The following is an 18,214-nucleotide window of genomic DNA, read 5'->3' on the forward strand; positions in this document are numbered from 1 at the left end:
TTTACCAACGTTGCTTGTCGAGGGAAGGGGTGTCGCCAATGGCAGGAAAGCGCTTGATGACGCAATCCGGTTCGGCGCCGCCTGCGCTTGCGAGTGCGGCCGCCGAATGACCCGCGGCACGGGGCCGCGAGAGGGAAAACTGCTTTTGACGCAGGCCGTCGCGCTGCTGGCGCAGTGCGAAAGATGGGCTGGTGAGTGCTGTCATGCCTGTACAGGGGCAAACCCTGTGCCAGGCTGGAAAAATGCTTTCAGATCAATGACTTACGTCGATCTGAATGCGGTTTTGGCGGCTCGGGCCGTTTGGAAGGCCCCGAAACCCCTGTTTTTGTCGCCGAATCCCGACAAGCCCGGGAGGCTGGTGGAAAATAGCGTTTTGAATCAACGACTTAGGGGCGTCGCTACTCGGCGACAGGCTCACTGCCGGGAGCGACAGCGTCGGCCTTGAAGTGCCCCGGCGTGAGTTCGTGCTTCTGCAGCAGGCGGTAGAACTCGGTGCGGTTGCGGTCCGCCAGCCGGGCGGCATCGGCCACGTTGCCGTCGGTCAGCTTGAGCAGGCCGACGAGGTAGTCGCGCTCGAAGCGCTGCTTGGCCTCGGCATAGGTCTGAACCTCGACCGTCGGCACGCGCAGCGCCCGCTGCACGAGCGCCAGCGGAATCAGCGGGGAGCTGGACAGCGCGCAGACCTGCTCCACCACGTTGTAGAGCTGGCGCACGTTGCCGGGCCAGGCCGCGGTGGCCAGGGCCTTGAGCGCCTCGGGCGCGAAGCCGGAAAGCCGCTTGCCGTATTTGGTCGACAGCTTCTGCAGAAAGTGGTTGGCCAAAAGCGGAATGTCTTCGCGCCGGGCCGACAGCGGCGGCAGCGTGAGCGTGACCACGTTGAGCCGGTAGTAGAGGTCTTCGCGAAACTGGCCCGCCGCCATGGCCGCGTCCAGGTCGCGGTGGGTGGCCGAGATGATGCGCACGTCGACCTCGATCGACTGACTGGCGCCAAGCGGCCGCACCGCGCGCTCCTGCAGCACGCGCAGCAGCTTGACCTGCAGGGCAGGCGGCATGTCCCCGATTTCGTCGAGCAGCAGCGTGCCGCCGTCGGCTTGCTGGAACAGCCCCTTGTGGTTCGCATGCGCGTCGGTGAAGGCGCCCTTCATGTGGCCGAACAGTTCCGATTCGAGCAGCGCCTCGGGAATGGCACCGCAATTGACGGCCACGAAGGGCTTGTCGGCGCGGGCGCTGGCGCGGTGGATGGCGCGCGCCAGCATTTCCTTGCCGGCGCCGCTGTCGCCGCGCAGCAGCACCGAGGCGTCCGACTTCGCGACCATGCGGGCCTCGGCCAGCAGCTCGGACATGCGGTTGCTGCGGCTCACGATTTCGGCGCGCCAGCTTTCGTCGCCGGCCTTGGCGGGCGTGCTGGCCGGTGCGCCGAGCGCCAGCGCCTGGGCGATCTTGTCCAGCAGCTCGCGCCCGTCGTAGGGCTTGGTGAGGTAGGTGAACACGCCGCGCGCCGTGGCCTCGACCGCGTCGGGAATGGTGCCGTGGGCGGTGAGCAGGATCACCGGCAGCGAAGGGTGCCGCTTCCTGATTTCGTCGAACAGCTGGAGTCCGTCGCGCCCGGGCAGCCGCACGTCGCTGAGCACCAGCTGCGGATGCTCGATTTCCAACTGCGTGAGCGCGGTTTCGGCCGAGGTCACGGCCGTGACCTGGTAGCCCACCGAACTCAGCCGCATCGAGAGCAGCCGCAGCATGTCTGGGTCGTCGTCGACCACCAGCAGGCGCGCGCCGGTCGTGCTCATCGGAGGGGCCCTTTGCGCGATCGCTGGATGTTCATGGGCTGGGCTTGGTGCTGCTGGGTGGCGGAAGGGTCGGCACCGGTGCGTTGTTGGGGCGGGCGAAGCTGCGCTCGATGGCGCGCAACGCCTCGATGCGGTCGTTGAGCTGGTCGATGCGGCGCTGGCTCTCGCGCAGCTGCTGCACCTGCTTGTCGCGATCGTCCTCGACGCGGCGCTGCTCCACGTAGCGCGCGGCCAGTGCGCGCGCAAGCGGCTGCAGCGGCTGGGCCTCGGGCGAGGGGTTTGACATCACGCGCTGCAGCAGGCCCTGGGCGCGCACCAGGTCGGCCGGAACGCGCGTCTGCGCCAGCAGCAGCGCAAGCTGCATCTGCGCGGGGGGCGAATCGCCCGGGTCGCCGGCGCGGGTGATTTCGGCGCTCAGCTCGGTGCCGCCCAGCGGGCGGATCTTGTCGGCGTACGCCAGCATGGCCGCCACGGGCCCCTGGGTGATCAACGTGAAGAGCGACGCCGGCTGGGTGGCGGGCGCCTTGGGTTCGGCCTCGACCGGAACCACGCGCGGCGCCGCGGGCGGCGGAGGCAGGGCATCGGCCTCGGCGGTTGGCTTGGGCTGCGTCGTACACGCGGCCAGCAGCAGGACCAAAGGCATGGCCACCGCGCTGGACAGGGTCGAACTGCGGACGAACGGAAAAAGCATGGGTCGAAAAAAGGACAAGAGGCGGTGTTTCAGGTGGGTGCCCGGGTTCGCGGAGCTTCAGGAAGGGATCAGGCCGTGCGCGGCAGTTCGATGCGAAAGCGCGCGCCGGGCCCGCCTGGCTGCAGGGTGATGCGGCCCCCATGGGCAGCAATGTACTCCTGCACGATGGAAAGACCGATGCCGGTGCCCTTGACCGCGTGCTCGGGCTGGCGCTCGCCCCTGTAGAAAGGCTCGAAAATGCGGTCGCGGTCGCTTTCGGCAATACCCGGGCCGGCGTCGTTGACATCGATGCACGCCGAATCCGCCGTGCCGGACACCGTGATGGTGATCACGCCGCCGGGCGCCGAATAGCGGATGGCGTTCGACAGCAGGTTGGCCACCGCGGTACCCAGCTTGACACGGTCGACCGTGAGCGCAAGCGCCTCGCCTTCGGCCCGAACGCGCAGCCCGTGGGCTTGCCATTGCAGTCGCTGGGCCTCGATCTGTTCCTCGATCAGCGGCAGCAGCTCGGTGCGTTCGCGGCGCAGTTCGCGCGCCTCGAAGGCGGCCGCATTGAAGCGCAGCAGCGCCTCGATCTGCCCCTGCAGCGACACGGTGTTCTGGTTCAGGATCTGCGCCACTTCGAGCTGCGCCGGATTCAGCGGGCCCGTCACGCCGTCTTCGAGCAGCGAAACGCCTTCCCGCAGCGCGGCCAGCGGCGTCTTGAGCTCGTGCGACACATGGCGCAGGAAGCGGGCCTTGTCGGCGTCCAGCTCGGTCAGGCGCAGGCGCAGCCATTCGAGCTGCTGCGACACGCGCCGGACGTCGGCCGGGCCGCGGATGTCGATCGGTTCGTCGAGCCGGTTCTGGCCCAGCCCGACGATGGCGTGCTCGAGCCGCTTGAACGGGCGCGCGAGCCAGATGCCGAAAGCCAGCGCCAGCGAAACCGCGAGCACGCTCGCCGCCACCACCTCGCGCATCAGGCGTCGGCGCGCGTTCTCGATGCGCTTGGCGAGCGCGTCGTTCTGCATCTCGATCAGGAACTGGGCCTGCTGCGCGATGTTGGTGTTGAGCGAATCGAGATCGCGGAACTGGATGGCCATGCTGTTCTCGCGCGAGAGCGCGGTATCGGCGCTGCCGCTCATCAGGCCCTCGATCACGCCGAGCTGGGTGCGCCACATCTCGATGCCCGTGGGCGCAAGGCCGTTCCTCTCGAGCCGATCGAGCACCTGGTGCGCCTCGCGCGCGGCGTCGTCGAAGCGGCGCCGCAGCACGGCGTCGTTCAGCACCAGCGACTGGCGCCCGGCACGCTCCATGGCCGCACTGCGCTCGGCCAGCGACTGGGCCGCGCCCGAAAGCCGCAGCGCACGCGCGGCCGCATCGCGGCTCTGGGTCATGAGCGCGTCGTACTGGAACACCGAGCGCAACGCCACGCCCACCAGGAGCGCGGTGATCAAGAGGAAAGCGAAAAGAAGGAGCTGCTGGAACGAGCCCCGTGTCGACGGCCGTTTCGCCATCAGGCGGCGAGCGCGGCGGGAGCCGGCGCCGTCGACGATTCGCGCGTGGCCACTTCGCCGCGCAGCGTGTAGGCCAGCGAGCGCGTGATGCGCAGGTCGGCCATCTGCCCGACGAGGCGTGCATCGCCTTCGAAGTTGACGACCCGGTTGCACGCGGTGCGGCCCATCAGTTCGTTCGCGTCCTTGCGCGAGGCGCCTTCGACCAGCACCCGCTGCGTGGTGCCGACCAGCGCATCGCCGAAGCGGCGCACGTTGCCGTCGATCACGCGCTGCAGCGTCTGCAGGCGGGCCAGCTTCACCGCATGGGGCGTGTCGTCGTGCAGCGCGGCGGCCGGCGTGCCGGGGCGTGGGCTGAAGATGAAGCTGAAGCTGTTGTCGAACTGGCAGTCGTCGATCAGCTTCATCATCTTGGCGAAGTCTTCGTCCGTCTCGCCCGGGAAGCCCACGATGAAGTCGCTCGACAGCGCGAGTTCGGGCCGGATGGCGCGCAGCTTGCGCACCGTGCTCTTGTATTCCATGGCCGTGTAGCCGCGCTTCATGGCCATCAGGATGCGGTCGCTGCCGTGCTGCACCGGCAGGTGCAGATGCGACACCAGTTGCGGCACCTTGGCGTAGGCCTCGATCAGCCGCGGCGTGAACTCGTTGGGGTGGCTGGTGGTGTAGCGGATGCGCTCGATGCCGGAAATCTCGGCCACGTATTCGATCAAGAGCGCGAAGTCGGCAATCTCGGCCGTGTCCCCCATGCGGCCGCGATAGGCGTTCACGTTCTGCCCCAGCAGCGTGACCTCGCGCACGCCCTGGTCGGCCAGGCCCGCAATTTCCACCAGCACGTCGTCCAGCGGACGGTTCACTTCTTCGCCGCGGGTGTAGGGCACCACGCAGTAGCTGCAGTACTTGGAGCAGCCCTCCATGATCGACACGAATGCGGTCACGCCCTCGACCCGCGCGGGCGGCAGGTGATCGAACTTCTCGATCTCGGGAAAGCTGATGTCCACCTGCGGGCGCTCCAGCCGCTCGCGGTCCTTCAGCATCTCGGGCAGGCGGTGCAGCGTCTGCGGGCCGAACACGATGTCGACGTAGGGCGCGCGCGCGATGATGGCTTCGCCCTCCTGGCTGGCCACGCAGCCGCCCACGCCGATCTTCACGCCCTTGGCCTTCAGGTGCTTCACGCGGCCGAGGTCGGAGAACACCTTTTCCTGCGCCTTCTCGCGCACCGAACAGGTGTTGAAGAGGATGAGGTCGGCCTCGTCCACGTTCTGCGTCGGCTCGTAGCCTTCGGCGGCGTTCAGCACGTCGGCCATCTTGTCCGAGTCGTACTCGTTCATCTGGCAGCCGAAGGTTTTGATAAAGACTTTTTTGCTCATGGGGTGCTCTCTGGGCCTCCCGCTACGGGAAAGGCGAAATGCAGGGCGGGGCAATCGCTCCTGCGGCGCGGCGGGCGACGGCCCGCCGGCTTCTTCATTGCGTGTTGACGGTGTCGTTCGACGTGAACGGCCAGATGTTCAGGAACGGCTTGCTCAGCGACTCGCGGCTGGCCGTGGCCTCGCTCGGCGTGAGGATCCACACCTCGCGCAGCAGGCCCGCGGCATCGCGCGTGTAGTTCACCAGGTATTTCTGGCCGACGATGCCGCCCGCCATCACCAGCATGTTCTGTTCGCTGCGGATGCGGGCGCCGGGCGCCAGCCGGTCAGCGTGGCCGTCGAGTTCGACGTCGGGCGCACTGATCACCATGAACTTGCCGCGCAGCGTGCCGATGGGGAAGGTGCGCCCGCCCACCAGCGACTCGTTCTGGGTCTGTGGCCGGGGCACGTCGGCCTGGGCGGCCGCGTCAAGGGAAAAAAGGCTTGCAGCTACTGTGCAAAGCGCTATGAAAGTGAGAGCATTCGTGGGTTTCTTGCAGCGGTTCATGGGGTATATCCAGAGGCTGTGGAGCGGCGATTTTACCGAGGGGGTGAAATCCCCCTTGGCGCCCGCCACAGCGGGTTGTGCATGGGCCCTTGAAAGGCGGCTTTACTTATCTTTACGGCACTCGTGGACACTGCAAGCCGACCGCTGCTCCAATAGCTGCTGTCAGCCCAAAGTGCTCAAAAAACCATGAAGAAAAAACTCGTTCTCGCCCTTGCAGGTGTGTTGATCGTAGCCGTCGCGGGATGGTGGTGGAACGGGGCTGGCGAGCGCATGTCGGCAAAGAACGCCAAGCCGGCCAGCACGGCCGGCGGAGCGCCTGCGGGCAGTGCACCGCCCGCGCTCGTCACCCTGGCCACGGCCGAGCGGCAGGACGTGCCGGTGACGGTGCAGGTCAACGGCAGCGTGGTGTCGCTCAACAGTGTCGACCTGCGGCCGCAGGTGACCAACACGGTGGCGGCGGTGCACGTGAAGGAAGGGCAGTTCGTCAAGGAAGGCCAACTGCTCTTCACGCTCGACGACCGCAACGACCAGGCCAACCTGGCCCGCGCCCGCGCCCAGCAGAAGCGCGACGAGGCCACCATGGCCGACCTCGAGCGCCAATACAAGCGCAGCCAGGAGCTGCTGGCGCAGAACTTCATTTCAAAGAGCGCTACGGACGCCACGCTGTCGCAGCTCGAGGCGCAGCGCGCCGCGGTGGCGGCCGACCGCGCCGCCGTGCAGTCGGCGCAGGTGGCGCTCGGCTATGCCACGCTGCGCGCGCCCATCGCGGGGCGCATCGGCGCCGTCAACATCTACCCCGGCACGCTGGTGCAGCCCACGCTGTCGCTGGTCACCATCACGCAGCTCGACCCCATCGCGGTGAGTTTCCCGGTGCCCGAAGCCAACCTGCAAGACCTGCTGGCGGCGGCGCGCAGCCGCTCCAAGGTCGAGGCGCTCGTCAGCGGGCGCAAGGAGCCGCTGACCGGCGTGCTCAACTTCGTCGACAACACGGTCGACCCGCAGATCGGCACCGTGCGCGCCAAGGCGGTGTTCGACAACGCCGACCAGAGCCTCTGGCCCGGCCAGTTCGTCGGTACGCGCATCACGGTGCGCACCCTGTCCGGCGCCACGGTGGTGCCGGCGGCGGCGCTCATGATGCTGTCCGACGGTGCTTCGCTCTACGTGGTCGACGAGGCCAAGGACGCCAAGCGCCGCAAGGTGCAGGTGCTCTACACCTTCGGCACCAAGGTGGCGGTGAGCGGTGTCGCGCCGGGCGAGCAGGTGGTCATCGAGGGCAGCCAGAACGTGCGCCCGGGCGGCAAGGTCCGCATCGACAAGAAGGCCGCACCGGCCGGCACCACCGGGGCCACGCCGGGCAGCGCGGCCTCCTCGGACACCCAGACTCCGCGGGAACGCGCATGAACATCTCGGAGCTCTGCATCCGTCGTCCCGCGATGACGGTGCTGCTGTCCGCCGCCGTCGTGGTGGCGGGCATCTTTGCGTACTTCAGCATCCCGGTCGCCGCGCTGCCGAGCTACAACACGCCGGTCATCAACGTGAACGCGCAGCTGCCGGGCGCAAGCCCGGACACCATGGCGTCGTCGGTCGCGCTGCCGCTCGAGAAGCAGTTCTCGACCATTCCGGGCCTGCAGACCATCAGCTCGGTCAACACGCAGGGCGTGAGTTCGATCACGCTGGAATTCGTCAGCAGCCGCGACATCGACGCCGCCGCCGTCGACGTGCAGGCCGCGCTGCTGCGCGCCCAGCGCCAGTTGCCGCAAGAGCTTACGCAGCTGCCTTCGTACCGCAAGGTGAATCCGGCCGATGCGCCGGTGCTGTTCATCGCGCTGATCTCTCCGTCGATGAACCCGTCCGAGCTCAACGACTATGCCGAGAACCTGATCTCGCCCACGCTCTCCACCATCGACGGCGTGGCGCAGGTGGGCGTGTATGGCCGCAAGGCCTTCGCGGTGCGCATCAAGGCCAATGCCGACCTGCTCAATGCGCGCAACATCACGCTCGACGAACTGGCCAAGGCCGTGAACTCGGCCAACGCCAACACGCCGGTCGGCACGCTCGACGGACCGCGCCAGACGCTCACCATCCAGGCCAACCGGCAGCTCACCAAGGCGGAAGATTTCGCCAAGCTGATCGTCGGGCAGCGCAACGGCGCGCCGGTGCGGCTCGACGAAGTGGCCACCATCGAGGACAGCTTCGAATCGGTCAAGACCGCGAGCAGCTTCAACGGCCAGAGCTCCATTTCGCTCGCCGTGCAGCGCCAACCCAATGCCAACACGGTGGAGGTGGTGGACGCAGTGCGCGCGCTCATTCCGCGCTTCAAGGCTGAGCTGCCGCAATCAGTAGAGATCCACATGGTGAACGACCGCTCGCTGTCCATTCGCGAGGCCGTGCACGACGTGCAGCTCACGCTGCTGGGCACCATTGCGCTGGTGGTGCTGGTGATCTTCCTGTTCCTGCACCGGCTGGTGGCCACGCTGATTCCCGCCGCCACCATTCCCATCTCGCTGATCGGCGCGGTGGCGCTGCTCTATGCCTTCGGCTACAGCCTGGACAACGTCTCGCTGCTGGGCATCACGCTGGCCGTGGGCCTGGTGGTGGACGACGCGATCGTGGTGCTCGAAAACATCATGCGCTACGTCGAGAAGGGCATGGAGCCCTTTGCCGCGGCACTGCGCGGCGCGCGCGAGGTGGGCTTCACCATCATTTCGATCTCGATCTCGCTGGTGGCGGTGTTCATTCCCATCTTCTTCATGCCGGGCGTGATCGGCCTGCTGTTCCATGAGTTCGCGGTGGTGGTGGCGCTGGCGGTGCTGGTGTCGGCCGTCGTCTCGCTCACGCTGGTGCCGATGCTCGCGAGCCGGCTGCTCAAGCACGTGCCCCGCAAGGAAGGCGTGCTCGACCATGAAGAGGAGCATCCGGAGCCCGGCACCGCCATTGGCCGCGCCTTCGAGCGCGGCTACCGCTGGGTGCATGGCAGCTACATGCGAACGCTCGACTGGACGCTGGGACACCGCATGGTGATGCTGCTGATCGCCGGCAGCACCTTCATCGTCACCGCGTGGCTGTTCGTCTCCATTCCGAAGGGCTTCTTTCCCGAGGAAGACATCGGGCAGATCCAGATCACCACCGAAGCGGCCGAGGACATTTCCTTCACCGCCATGAACGCGCTGCAGGAACGGGTGGCCGCGTCGCTCCTGGCCGACCCGAGCGTGGCCTACGTGAACTCGTTCGTCGGCGTGGGTGGCCCCACGGCCACGCAGAACGCCGGCCGCCTGTTCGCCGTGCTCAAGCCGCGCGGCCAGCGTCCCAAGATGGCCGTGGTGCTCGAGTCGCTGCGCCAGCGTTTTCGCGAGATTCCGGGTATTGCGGTCTACATGCAGCCGGTGCAGAACCTGCGCCTGGGCGGCCGCCAGAGCAAGGCGCGCTTCCAGTACACGCTGCAAAGCGTGAACGCGGGCGAGATGGTGCCCTGGGCCACGCGGCTCATGGAGCGCATGCGCGCCGACCCTGTCTTCCGCGACGTCACCAGCGATTCGCAGAACCGCGGCCTGCAGGCCACGCTGGAGGTCGACCGCGACAAGGCCGGCGTGCTGGGCGTGGCCGTGGGCGACCTTCGCACCGCGCTCTACAACGCCTACGGCGACCGGCAGATCGGCAGCATCTACGGCGCGAGCAACACCTACCAGGTGATTCTCTCGGCCTCCGACAATGACCGCCAGTTCGAGGACGACATGTCGCGCCTGTCGGTGCGCAGCACCACGGGCCGGCTGGTGCCGCTCTCGGCCTTCTCGACCGTCCAGCGCACCGTGGGACCGACCTCGGTCAACCACCAGGGCCAGCTGCAGGCGGTGACGGTGTCGTTCAACCTCGCGCCCGATGTGCCGCTGGGCAACGCGACCGCGAAGATCGACCAGTTCAAGGAAGAGCTGAAGATGTCGCCGTCGATCATCACCACCTACGGCGGCGATGCGGCGGTGTTCCAGAGCTCGCAGTCGAGCCAGGCCGTGCTGCTGGTGCTGGCCGTGCTGGTGATCTACGTGCTCTTGGGCGTGCTGTACGAAAGCTACATCCACCCGCTGACCATCCTGGCCGGGCTGCCGTCGGCCGCCGTGGGCGCGTTGCTCTCGCTCAAGCTCTTCAGCTTCGACCTGACGCTGATCGCCACTATCGGCATCCTGCTCCTGATCGGCATCGTGAAGAAGAACGCGATCATGATGATCGACTTCGCGCTCGACGCGCAGCGCACCGAAGGCATGAAGCCGGTGGATGCGATCCGCGAGGCCTGCCGGCTGCGCTTCCGCCCCATCATGATGACCACGCTGGCCGCGCTCATGGGTGCGCTGCCGCTCGCATTGGGGCTGGGCGCCGGCGCCGAACTGCGCCAGCCGCTGGGCGTGGCGGTGGTGGGCGGCCTCATCTTCTCGCAGGTGATCACGCTCTACATCACGCCCGCGATCTATCTTGCGCTCGACCGCTACAGCGGTACCGGGCCGATGGTCGAACTGCCGGGCGAGGCGACAAAGGCCGAGGCCGGTGGTGCCGCCGCGGGGCACGCGGCCTCCTCGCACGCCTAGGTCGTTGTTTCGTCGAGGATGTCGTCGTCCGCCGCCAGGTGGGCGGTGTCGCTCCAGCCCACCAGGCTGAAGCCCTCGGGCGTCCACAGCATGCGGTTGATGGCTGCGTTGCCGAGCTGCCAGGTGCGCGGCGCCTGCAGCTCCTGGCGCGTGGCGGCGCGGTAGAGCACGTCCATCACGCCGCCGTGCGCCACCAGCGCCACCAGCTGGCCCGGATGGCGTGCGGCCAGTTTCGACGCAATGCGCGTCACGCGCTCGCGAAACACCAGCAGGCTCTCGCCGCCCTCGGGTTCGAACTCGGGATCGCGCTCGCGCCAGCGCCTGGCCTGGTCGGGCAGGGTGGCCTCGATCTCCGCGAAGCTCATTCCCTCGAAACGGCCGAAGGCGCGTTCGCGCAGGCCAGGCTCGGGGTGCACCGTGAGGCCGTGGGGCTGGGCGATCTCCTGCGCGGTCTGCCAGGCGCGCGACAGGTCGCTCGCGTAGATCGCGCCGATGTCTTCGTGCGCCAGCGCCTGCCCCACGCGCCGGGCCTGCCAGAGGCCGGTGGCGTTGAGTCCGACGTCGAGCTGGCCCTGGATGCGAGTGTCGACGTTCCAGGCGGTCTCGCCATGGCGAACGGCAATCAGGCGGGTGATTTCTTCCATCTGCCGGGATTCTAGAAGCGCGTCATTTCTTCGCTGTCGACAGCTCGATGTTCACGCGGCGCTCGCCCTGCGGCGGATTCGGGAACCCCTGCAGCGCGGCCTGGAACATCACCGGCAGGATGGTCGAGCTCACGTTGTACGGCCCGTCGTTGCGGGCCCGCGTTTCGTAGACCACGCGGTTCGAGCCGATGTCGCGCAGCACGATGCTCACTTCGCGCTCATACCAGGGGTTGGCCGCGGGCGGGATGAAGCCAGGTCCACCGTACCAGCCGCCGCCATACCAGCGGCGCGCGTAGCCGTGGTAGCCATAGCCATAACCTCCCCAGGGGCCGTCGAAGAGCCACGGGTCCGCCCAGGGCGAAAGGCCGACCGACACGCGCGCGCCGATCTGCGCGCTGTACTGCGGCCTGGCGTCGTCGCGGCGCAGGCCGACTTTCTCGAGTGCCGCGGCGGCCATCGCCTCGAGCGATTCCTGCCGGGCGGCGTCGGCCTGCTGCGACGGCAGGCGATCGAAACGGTAGGTGGCGCCGGGCGGCACCGCGGCGAGCGACGAAAAACTCTTCACATCGCTGTCGACCACCCAGGAGGTGGCGCAGCCGCTCAGCAATGCTGCCAAAAAGAGAGCAAAAAACGCACGTTTCATGAGGATCTCCGGGCTCCGTGGCCCAAAATTCCCCTGGGTTGCCCGCTCAGCCCTGGAGGATGCGCAGGGCTGCAGGTGCCTGGGAGAGCAGGTCGAAAGAAGGCGTGTCGAAGGCCTTGTCGCCGTCTTCGTCGGCCACGCCGGTGGCCTTCAGACCCTTGAAGTCGTGCCGCGTTCCGTCGAGCAGGTGGGAGGGCACCACGTTCTGCAGCGCGGTGAACATGTTCTCCACGCGGCCGGGGTGCTTCCTGTCCCACTCGCGCAGCATTTCGCCGACCTGCTTGCGCTGCAGGTTTTCCTGGCTGCCGCACAGCGTGCACGGAATGATCGGGAACTCGCGGTGCTGCGCCCAGCGCACCAGGTCTTTCTCGGCCACGTAGGCGAGCGGGCGGATCACGATGTGCTTGCCGTCGTCGCTCACCAGCTTGGGCGGCATGCTCTTGAGCTTGCCCGCGAAGAACATGTTGAGGAAGAAGGTCTGCAGCATGTCGTCGCGGTGGTGGCCGAGCGCCACCTTGGTGGCGCCGAGCTCGTCCGCCACGCGGTACAGGATGCCGCGGCGCAGCCGGCTGCACAGGCCGCAGGTGGTCTTGCCCTCCGGAATCACGCGCTTGACGATGCTGTAGGTGTCCTGGTTCTCGATGTGGAAGTCCACGCCGAGTTCGCTCAAATACTTTGGCAGCACTTCTTCCGGAAAGCCGGGCTGCTTCTGGTCGAGGTTGACCGCGACGATGTCGAAATGGATCGGTGCGCGCGCCTTGAGCTTGAGCAGGATGTCCAGCATGGCGTAGCTGTCCTTCCCGCCCGAGACGCACACCATGACCTTGTCGCCCTCTTCGATCATGTTGTAGTCGACGATGGCGCGCCCCACCTCGCGGCACAGGCGCTTTTCGAGCTTGTGCGTCTCGCGTTCGATCTTCAGCGAATTGGCAGGGGTGGCGCCGGCGACGGGCGCCTCGTCGATCCAGACGGCGTTCATGGGTGGGCTACTTCAGGCAGGACAGGGGGAGGAGGGCCCCGATTTTGCCTTGGATCACCATTCCCCGGCTTCCATGCGGATAGCCACCTCGCAGTCGTCGAAGATTTCGAGCTTGGCGATCTTCACCCGAACGCCGACCACGCCGGGCAGCTGCAGCAGGCGCTGGGCGAGCTTGCCGATGAGGGTTTCGAGCAGGTTCACGTGCTCGGCCGTGCACTCGTCGATGATGATGCGGCGCACCTTGCGGTAGTCCAGCACGTGAAAGATGTCGTCGTCCTTCGGCATCAGCGGCTGCGCGCCCAGATGCAGCTCGGCATCGACCTGGATCGGCTGCGGCGCCGTCTTTTCCCGGTCGAGGATGCCCAGGTTGGCGTCGAAGCGAAGCCCTTGAAGGGTGAGGGTCTGGCGGCCGATGGGGGTAGAGGGCATGGGGGGCTCACATCAGCGAGAAGTCGCGGTCGAATTTCATGAGGTGCTGGCCCCCGTCCACCAAGAGCGTGGTGCCGGTGATCGAGTTGTTCTCCAGCGCGAACTTCACCGTGGCCGCCACGTCGGCCGGCGTCGAAGAGCGGCCCAGCGGCGACAGCTTGTGCAGCTGTGAAAACTTGGCCTCATCGAGCATGTGGCTCGGCAGCGTGAGGCCGGGCGCTACGCCCACCACCCGCACGCGCGGCGCCAGCGCCATGGCCAGCATGGGCGTGGCCGCTTCGAGTGCGGCCTTGGACAGCGTGTAGCTGAGAAAGTCGGGGTTCGGGTTCCAGAGCTTCTGGTCGAGCAGGTGCACCACCGCGCCCTGCGCGTCACGCAGCGCCAGATGGTCGCGCAGCGCCTGCGCCAGCAGGATGGCCGCGCCGGTGTTGCTGCGCGCGTGGCGCTCCATCAGCGCGTAGCTGAAGCTGGCCGCATCGTCGTGCTCAAAGAGGGCCGCGCTGTGGACCACGGCATCGACCCCGCCGAAATGCGCCGCCACGCGCGGCAGCAAGGCGCGGGTGGCGCCTTCGTCGAGGAGGTCGGCCTCGAAGACCGCCGAACTGCCCGAGAGGCCCGCGCAATCGGCCGCCGTTTGCTCGGCCTCGGCGCGCGAGCTGCGGAAGTGCACCGCCACCTGCCAGCCCCCCGTGGCGAGCGCCAGTGCGATCTCGCGGCCCAGCCGCCGTCCGGCACCCGTGACCAGGACGATGCGGCGGGCCGGCGTAACAGGAGATGGAGGCACTGTGCTCATGCGGAGAGAGAAGGGAGAATCGGGGGGTGACGACAAAGACGACGAACAGTTTACCCATCGCCCTCGATACCTTGATTGCCCGCGCCGTGGATCGCGCCGGCGGATGGATCGGCTTCGACCGCTTCATGGCGCTGGCCTTGTACGCGCCGGGGCTGGGCTACTACGCCAACAGCTCCGCCAAGTTCGGCCACATGCCGTCTTCGGGCAGCGACTTTGTGACGGCGCCCGAACTCACGCCCATGTTCGGCCAGGCGCTCGCGGCCCAGGTGGCCGAGGCACTGGAAAAGACCGGTACCGACACCGTCTGGGAATTTGGCGCCGGCTCGGGCGCGCTGGCGGTGCAGCTGCTGCACGCGCTCGACGAAATGGGCCGCGGCGACGTGCGCTACCGCATCGTCGACCTCTCGGGCACCTTGCGCGAACGGCAGCAGCAGGCGCTGGTGCGCTACGCCGACCGCGTCGATTGGCTCGGCGAGCTGCCGGAGTCGATGCAGGGCGTGGTGGTCGGCAACGAAGTGCTCGACGCAATGCCGGTGCAGCTGCTGGCGCGCGTGGGCGGCCAGTGGCACGAGCGCGGCGTGGTGCGCAATGCCAGCGCCGATGGTTGGACCTGGGCCGATCGCACCACCGAACTCCGGCCGCCGTTCGAGGTGCTGGGCGACCACGACTACCTGACCGAAATTCATCCGCAGGCCGAGGCCTTCGTCGCCACACTGGCGGACCGTCTGGCGAAAGGCGCGGCCTTTTTCATCGACTATGGTTTTCCGGAACGCGAGTACTACCACCCGCAGCGCCACATGGGAACGGTGATGTGCCACCGTGCGCACCAGGCCGATGGCGATCCGCTGTCCGACGTGGGCTACAAGGACATCACGGCGCACGTCAACTTCACTGGCATCGCCCTCGCGGGACAGGAAGCGGGGTTCGAGGTGCTGGGCTACACGAGCCAGGCGCGGTTTCTGCTGAACTGCGGGTTGCTTGCGAGGATGGAGCAGGGCTCTACTGCGGAGCGGGGAATGGCGGCTCGGCTCATTCATGAGCATGAGATGGGGGAACTGTTCAAGGTGGTGGGGTTTGCTGTTGGTGAGCCTTGGGATGCGATGGGGTTTGTGGAGGGGGATCGGAGTCATACGCTCTGACTCTTTGGGCTGTTGGCCTTGTTTGCTTCCCGAGGCCGGGACTCGCCCCGGCGGGCGACTCACTTTCTTTTGCTTCGCCAAAAGAAAGTAAGCAAAGAAAAGGCGACCCCACTGTCTGCGACCCTTCGCTTCGCTGCGGGCAACCTGCGGTGCTCGGGTTTCGCGGGGTCTCGCAGAACTCGCTTCGCTCAAACAGCTGCGAGCCCTGATCCGCGAAACCCTGCGCTCCTCGGCGCATACAGAGGGGCTTGGAGACCGAACGGGCCTTTGCTTCGCTCGGCCACCAGGCCACCGCGGCGCTATGCGCCGCGGTGGTTGGTATTGGCGTGGGCTTCGGTATTGGCTGTTGGGGTTGGGGCCGAGCGAAGCGATGGCCTGTCGGCTCCCACCCCTTCTGTATGCGCCGAGGAGCGCAGATGCAGGCGGGATCAGGGCCGCAGCTGTTTGAGCGAAGCGAGTTCTGCGGACCCCCGCCGGAGTCGAGCACCGCAGGTTGCCCGCAGCGCAGCGGAGGGACGCAGACAGTAGGGGTCGCCTTTCTTTGCTTACTTTCTTTGGCGAAGCAAAGAAAGTGAGTCGCCCGCCGGGGCGAGTCCCGGCCTCGGAACCCAAAAAAAAGATCCGCAAATAAGCTACCAACGAAGAGTTCGTTGATCAAACGCCCCGCGAAACCTACATTGGCGGAATGACCGCTTCTTCAAAGACCGAAGCCCCTCCGCAGCACTTCGAAGTGCGCCCCTTCCCCGCCCCCGTAGGCGCAGAAATCCTAGGCCTGGACATCTCCAAGCCCATCAACGACGAAGATTTCGCCCGGATCCATCGCGCTCACCTCGACCACCACGTCCTGGTATTCCGCAATCAGCAGATCACCCCCGCCGAGCACATCGATTTCAGCAGTCGCTTCGGCCCGCTCGAAATCCACGTGCTGCACCAGTTCCATCTGAAGAACCATCCCGAGATCCTGATCGTCTCCAACATCAAGGAAAACGGCGAGCCCGTCGGCCTCGGTGACGCGGGTGCCTATTGGCACTCCGACCTCTCCTACAAGCCCCAACCGAGCCTCGGCTCCCTGCTGCATGCGCAGGAGCTGCCGAGCGAGGGCGGCGACACGCTCTTCGCCGATCAGCACCTCGCCTGGGAAGCGCTCGGCCCGGATCTGCAGCAACGCATCCTGCCGCTCCAGGCCGAGCACAGCTACCTTGCCAAGTATGAAGAGCTGCGCGCCAAGAACCCGTGGCGGCCGAAGCTCTCGCAGGCGCAGGTCGACCAGGTCACGCCCGCCGTGCAGCCGGTGGTGCGCACCCATCCCGAGACGGGCCGAAAAGCGCTGTTCGTCAGCGAGCATTTCACGACGGGCATCGTCGGCCTGCCGCAAGAGGAGAGCGACGCGCTGCTGGCCGAGCTGTTCGCGCACAGCGTGAAGCCCGAGTTCGTGTACCGGCACCGGTGGGCGCCGCACGACCTGGTGTTCTGGGACAACCGCTCGCTGATGCACCTGGCGGCCGGCACGCCCGACCACCTGCGCCGCCGGCTGAACCGCACCACCATCGCTGGCGACACGCCGTTCTGAAAAGGGACGCCGGCCCGATCGTTTTCAGCTGGCGGCAGGCTTGCCACCGCCCTTGCGCAGCGTGCGCAGCTCAGCGGTGAGGAATTCTTTGGCGTCCCTCACCGCACCGTTCGGCATCTTCACCTGGTAGGGCTTGCCGGTTATCTCGGAGCGCGACGCGCAGCGGTCGATGAAGTCTTCCGCGGTGACGATCTCGTCTTTGAAGTGGTCGAACTTGGCTTGCATGTGCTTCGCGGCGTCGGCGGCGTTGTGCTCGTCGCCATTGCGCATGAAGGTCATCGTCTTCATGTTCGAAACGCGCAGGATCAGCGTGTCGATGAGCTTCTGCTCCGATGCGGAAGGGGTGGCCTGCGCCAGCGCGGCCACCGCCGCGAGCAAAATTGCGAACAGGGCGGTGCGAAAAAGTCGGAATGAGGACGGCATGGATAAGCGGGAGTTCGGCCCATGCTAGGTCCAGGGCCCCTGGCATGTCAAACCGGCCCGCCTCGGGTCTAATTGCAGTTTTTGGCACGCGTGACTTCTCAATGAGCCCCCCGACCCCCGATCTCCTGTCGATTGCCAATGCGCTGGCCGACGCGGCCGCCGCGCAATCGATGCATTACTTCCGCACGCCGCTCGACATCGTCACCAAGGCCGATGCGAGCCCCGTGACCCTGGCCGACCGCGCCGCCGAAACGGCCATGCGCGAGATCCTGGCCGAGCGTGCCGCGGCCGATGGCATCTTCGGCGAGGAGCACGGCCTCGAGCGGCTCGACGCCGAGCGCGTCTGGGTGCTCGATCCGATCGACGGCACGCGCAGCTTCATCACCGGATCACCGCTGTGGGGCACGCTGATCGGCGTGCTGCAAGGCGAGCGCGTGGTGCTTGGCATGGTCGACATGCCGGTACTGAAAGAGCGCTGGATCGGCCAGGCCGGCAAGGGCGCCACGCGCGACGGCCAGCCGGTGCGCGCAAGCAGCTGCACCGAGGTAGCCAAGGCGCGCATCGTCACCACCTCGCCCGACATCTTCGCGCCGGACGATTGGCAGGCCTTCGACCGGCTCAGCCGGCAGTGCGCGATGCGGCGCTTCGGCGGCGACTGCTATGGCTACGCCCAGCTGGCCGGAGGCACCATCGATCTGGTGGTGGAAACCGGCCTGCAGCCCTACGACTACCTCGGCCCCGCGGGCCTGATCGAGGCCGCGGGCGGCGTCATCACCGACTGGCATGGCCAGCCGCTGGGGCTCGAATCCGACGGCCGCGTGATTGCCGCCGCCACGCCCGAACTCCACGCGCAGGCGATGGCCATCCTCGCGGCGCAGGCTTGAATCGGCCTAGACTGTTTCCATGATCCGCTGGCTGATCGTCGTCGTCCTTGCCCTGGTGCTCATGAGCGGCCTCACCGCCTGGCTGCGCCGGTTCGGCTTTGGGCGGCTGCCCGGGGATTTCGAATTTCACGCCTTCGGCCGAGACTGGCAGCTGCCGATCTCGAGCACCCTGGTGCTCAGCATGATCGCGGCGCTGGTGGCGCGCTTCATTTAGCTAGCGCAACCGATGAACCCAACGTCCGAAAAGAGAAGAA

General features: G+C 67.0%; 18 protein-coding genes. 6 read left to right on the forward strand and 12 right to left on the reverse strand.

Annotated elements, in window-relative coordinates; genetic code table 11:
• Position 1 precedes the first annotated feature (1 nt).
• The 6 genes from ACJ7Z0_RS20530 to ACJ7Z0_RS20555 form a co-directional block, all read right to left on the reverse strand.
• Positions 2-205 carry a hypothetical protein gene (locus ACJ7Z0_RS20530; RefSeq protein WP_055801774.1) on the reverse strand — a complete coding sequence of 68 codons (204 nt, stop codon included), beginning with the start codon at positions 203-205 and terminating at the stop codon, positions 2-4.
• Positions 206-398: 193 nt separating this feature from the next.
• A complete protein-coding gene (locus ACJ7Z0_RS20535) occupies positions 399-1,787 on the reverse strand; it encodes a sigma 54-interacting transcriptional regulator (protein ID WP_055801777.1) in 1,389 nt (462 codons plus the stop codon).
• Positions 1,788-1,818: 31 nt separating this feature from the next.
• The gene (locus ACJ7Z0_RS20540; RefSeq protein WP_434791311.1) at positions 1,819-2,478 is read right to left on the reverse strand and encodes a hypothetical protein; all 660 of its coding nucleotides are present in this window, start codon (positions 2,476-2,478) and stop codon (positions 1,819-1,821) included.
• Positions 2,479-2,546: 68 nt separating this feature from the next.
• Entirely contained in the window at positions 2,547-3,974 is a 1,428-nt protein-coding gene (locus ACJ7Z0_RS20545; RefSeq protein ID WP_431124705.1) for a sensor histidine kinase, read from the reverse strand.
• Positions 3,974-5,338: a tRNA (N6-isopentenyl adenosine(37)-C2)-methylthiotransferase MiaB gene (gene miaB / locus ACJ7Z0_RS20550; RefSeq protein WP_434791312.1), complete on the reverse strand. Its 1,365-nt coding sequence runs from the start codon at positions 5,336-5,338 to the stop codon at positions 3,974-3,976. The genes ACJ7Z0_RS20545 and miaB overlap by 1 nt, the downstream gene beginning before the upstream one ends.
• 94 nt (positions 5,339-5,432) lie before the next feature.
• A complete protein-coding gene (locus ACJ7Z0_RS20555) occupies positions 5,433-5,783 on the reverse strand; it encodes a hypothetical protein (protein WP_431124701.1) in 351 nt (116 codons plus the stop codon).
• A gap of 369 nt (positions 5,784-6,152) precedes the next feature.
• Between ACJ7Z0_RS20555 and ACJ7Z0_RS20560 the strand changes: the two genes are divergently transcribed.
• Together ACJ7Z0_RS20560 and ACJ7Z0_RS20565 are read left to right on the forward strand one after the other, a co-directional pair.
• A complete protein-coding gene (locus tag ACJ7Z0_RS20560; protein WP_431132324.1) occupies positions 6,153-7,283 on the forward strand; it encodes an efflux RND transporter periplasmic adaptor subunit in 1,131 nt (376 codons plus the stop codon).
• Positions 7,280-10,456, forward strand: a complete 3,177-nt coding sequence (locus ACJ7Z0_RS20565; RefSeq protein ID WP_434791313.1) for an efflux RND transporter permease subunit — start codon at positions 7,280-7,282, stop codon at positions 10,454-10,456. The genes ACJ7Z0_RS20560 and ACJ7Z0_RS20565 overlap by 4 nt, the downstream gene beginning before the upstream one ends.
• Here ACJ7Z0_RS20565 and ACJ7Z0_RS20570 read toward each other — a convergent pair.
• Genes ACJ7Z0_RS20570 through ACJ7Z0_RS20590 form a run of 5 tightly spaced genes read right to left on the reverse strand, consistent with a single transcriptional unit; the run spans position 10,453 to position 13,944 of the window.
• On the reverse strand, positions 10,453-11,100 hold the full coding sequence (locus tag ACJ7Z0_RS20570; RefSeq protein ID WP_434791314.1) for a histidine phosphatase family protein: 648 nt from the start codon (positions 11,098-11,100) through the stop codon (positions 10,453-10,455). The genes ACJ7Z0_RS20565 and ACJ7Z0_RS20570 overlap by 4 nt on opposite strands.
• A 22-nt stretch (positions 11,101-11,122) precedes the next feature.
• Positions 11,123-11,743: a DUF4136 domain-containing protein gene (locus ACJ7Z0_RS20575; protein WP_434791315.1), complete on the reverse strand. Its 621-nt coding sequence runs from the start codon at positions 11,741-11,743 to the stop codon at positions 11,123-11,125.
• Between the two features lie 46 nt (positions 11,744-11,789).
• On the reverse strand, positions 11,790-12,722 hold the full coding sequence (ttcA, locus tag ACJ7Z0_RS20580; protein WP_434791316.1) for a tRNA 2-thiocytidine(32) synthetase TtcA: 933 nt from the start codon (positions 12,720-12,722) through the stop codon (positions 11,790-11,792).
• 54 nt (positions 12,723-12,776) lie between these two features.
• Positions 12,777-13,151 carry a dihydroneopterin aldolase gene (locus ACJ7Z0_RS20585; RefSeq protein WP_431124691.1) on the reverse strand — a complete coding sequence of 125 codons (375 nt, stop codon included), beginning with the start codon at positions 13,149-13,151 and terminating at the stop codon, positions 12,777-12,779.
• Between the two features lie 7 nt (positions 13,152-13,158).
• Entirely contained in the window at positions 13,159-13,944 is a 786-nt protein-coding gene (locus tag ACJ7Z0_RS20590; RefSeq protein ID WP_434791317.1) for an SDR family oxidoreductase, read from the reverse strand.
• Between the two features lie 26 nt (positions 13,945-13,970).
• Here ACJ7Z0_RS20590 and ACJ7Z0_RS20595 point away from each other — a divergent pair, with 26 nt between their 5' ends.
• Together ACJ7Z0_RS20595 and ACJ7Z0_RS20600 are read left to right on the forward strand one after the other, a co-directional pair.
• The gene (locus ACJ7Z0_RS20595; RefSeq protein WP_434791318.1) at positions 13,971-15,083 is read left to right on the forward strand and encodes a class I SAM-dependent methyltransferase; all 1,113 of its coding nucleotides are present in this window, start codon (positions 13,971-13,973) and stop codon (positions 15,081-15,083) included.
• 685 nt (positions 15,084-15,768) lie between these two features.
• Positions 15,769-16,653 carry a TauD/TfdA dioxygenase family protein gene (locus ACJ7Z0_RS20600; RefSeq protein WP_434791319.1) on the forward strand — a complete coding sequence of 295 codons (885 nt, stop codon included), beginning with the start codon at positions 15,769-15,771 and terminating at the stop codon, positions 16,651-16,653.
• A gap of 24 nt (positions 16,654-16,677) precedes the next feature.
• On the opposite strand, the gene ACJ7Z0_RS20605 is transcribed toward ACJ7Z0_RS20600, so the two are convergent.
• On the reverse strand, positions 16,678-17,076 hold the full coding sequence (locus tag ACJ7Z0_RS20605; RefSeq protein WP_434791320.1) for a DUF5329 family protein: 399 nt from the start codon (positions 17,074-17,076) through the stop codon (positions 16,678-16,680).
• Positions 17,077-17,177: 101 nt separating this feature from the next.
• Here ACJ7Z0_RS20605 and hisN point away from each other — a divergent pair, with 101 nt between their 5' ends.
• Positions 17,178-17,960 (forward strand): histidinol-phosphatase, encoded by a 783-nt coding sequence (gene hisN / locus ACJ7Z0_RS20610; RefSeq protein ID WP_434791321.1) that lies wholly within the window; start codon positions 17,178-17,180, stop codon positions 17,958-17,960.
• 19 nt (positions 17,961-17,979) lie between these two features.
• Positions 17,980-18,174: a DUF2905 domain-containing protein gene (locus ACJ7Z0_RS20615; protein WP_431124678.1), complete on the forward strand. Its 195-nt coding sequence runs from the start codon at positions 17,980-17,982 to the stop codon at positions 18,172-18,174.
• Positions 18,175-18,214: the final 40 nt, after the last annotated feature.

Origin of the sequence: Variovorax palleresanus, assembly GCF_051144945.1 — a bacterium.
GTDB lineage: Bacteria > Pseudomonadota > Gammaproteobacteria > Burkholderiales > Burkholderiaceae_C > Variovorax > Variovorax paradoxus_S.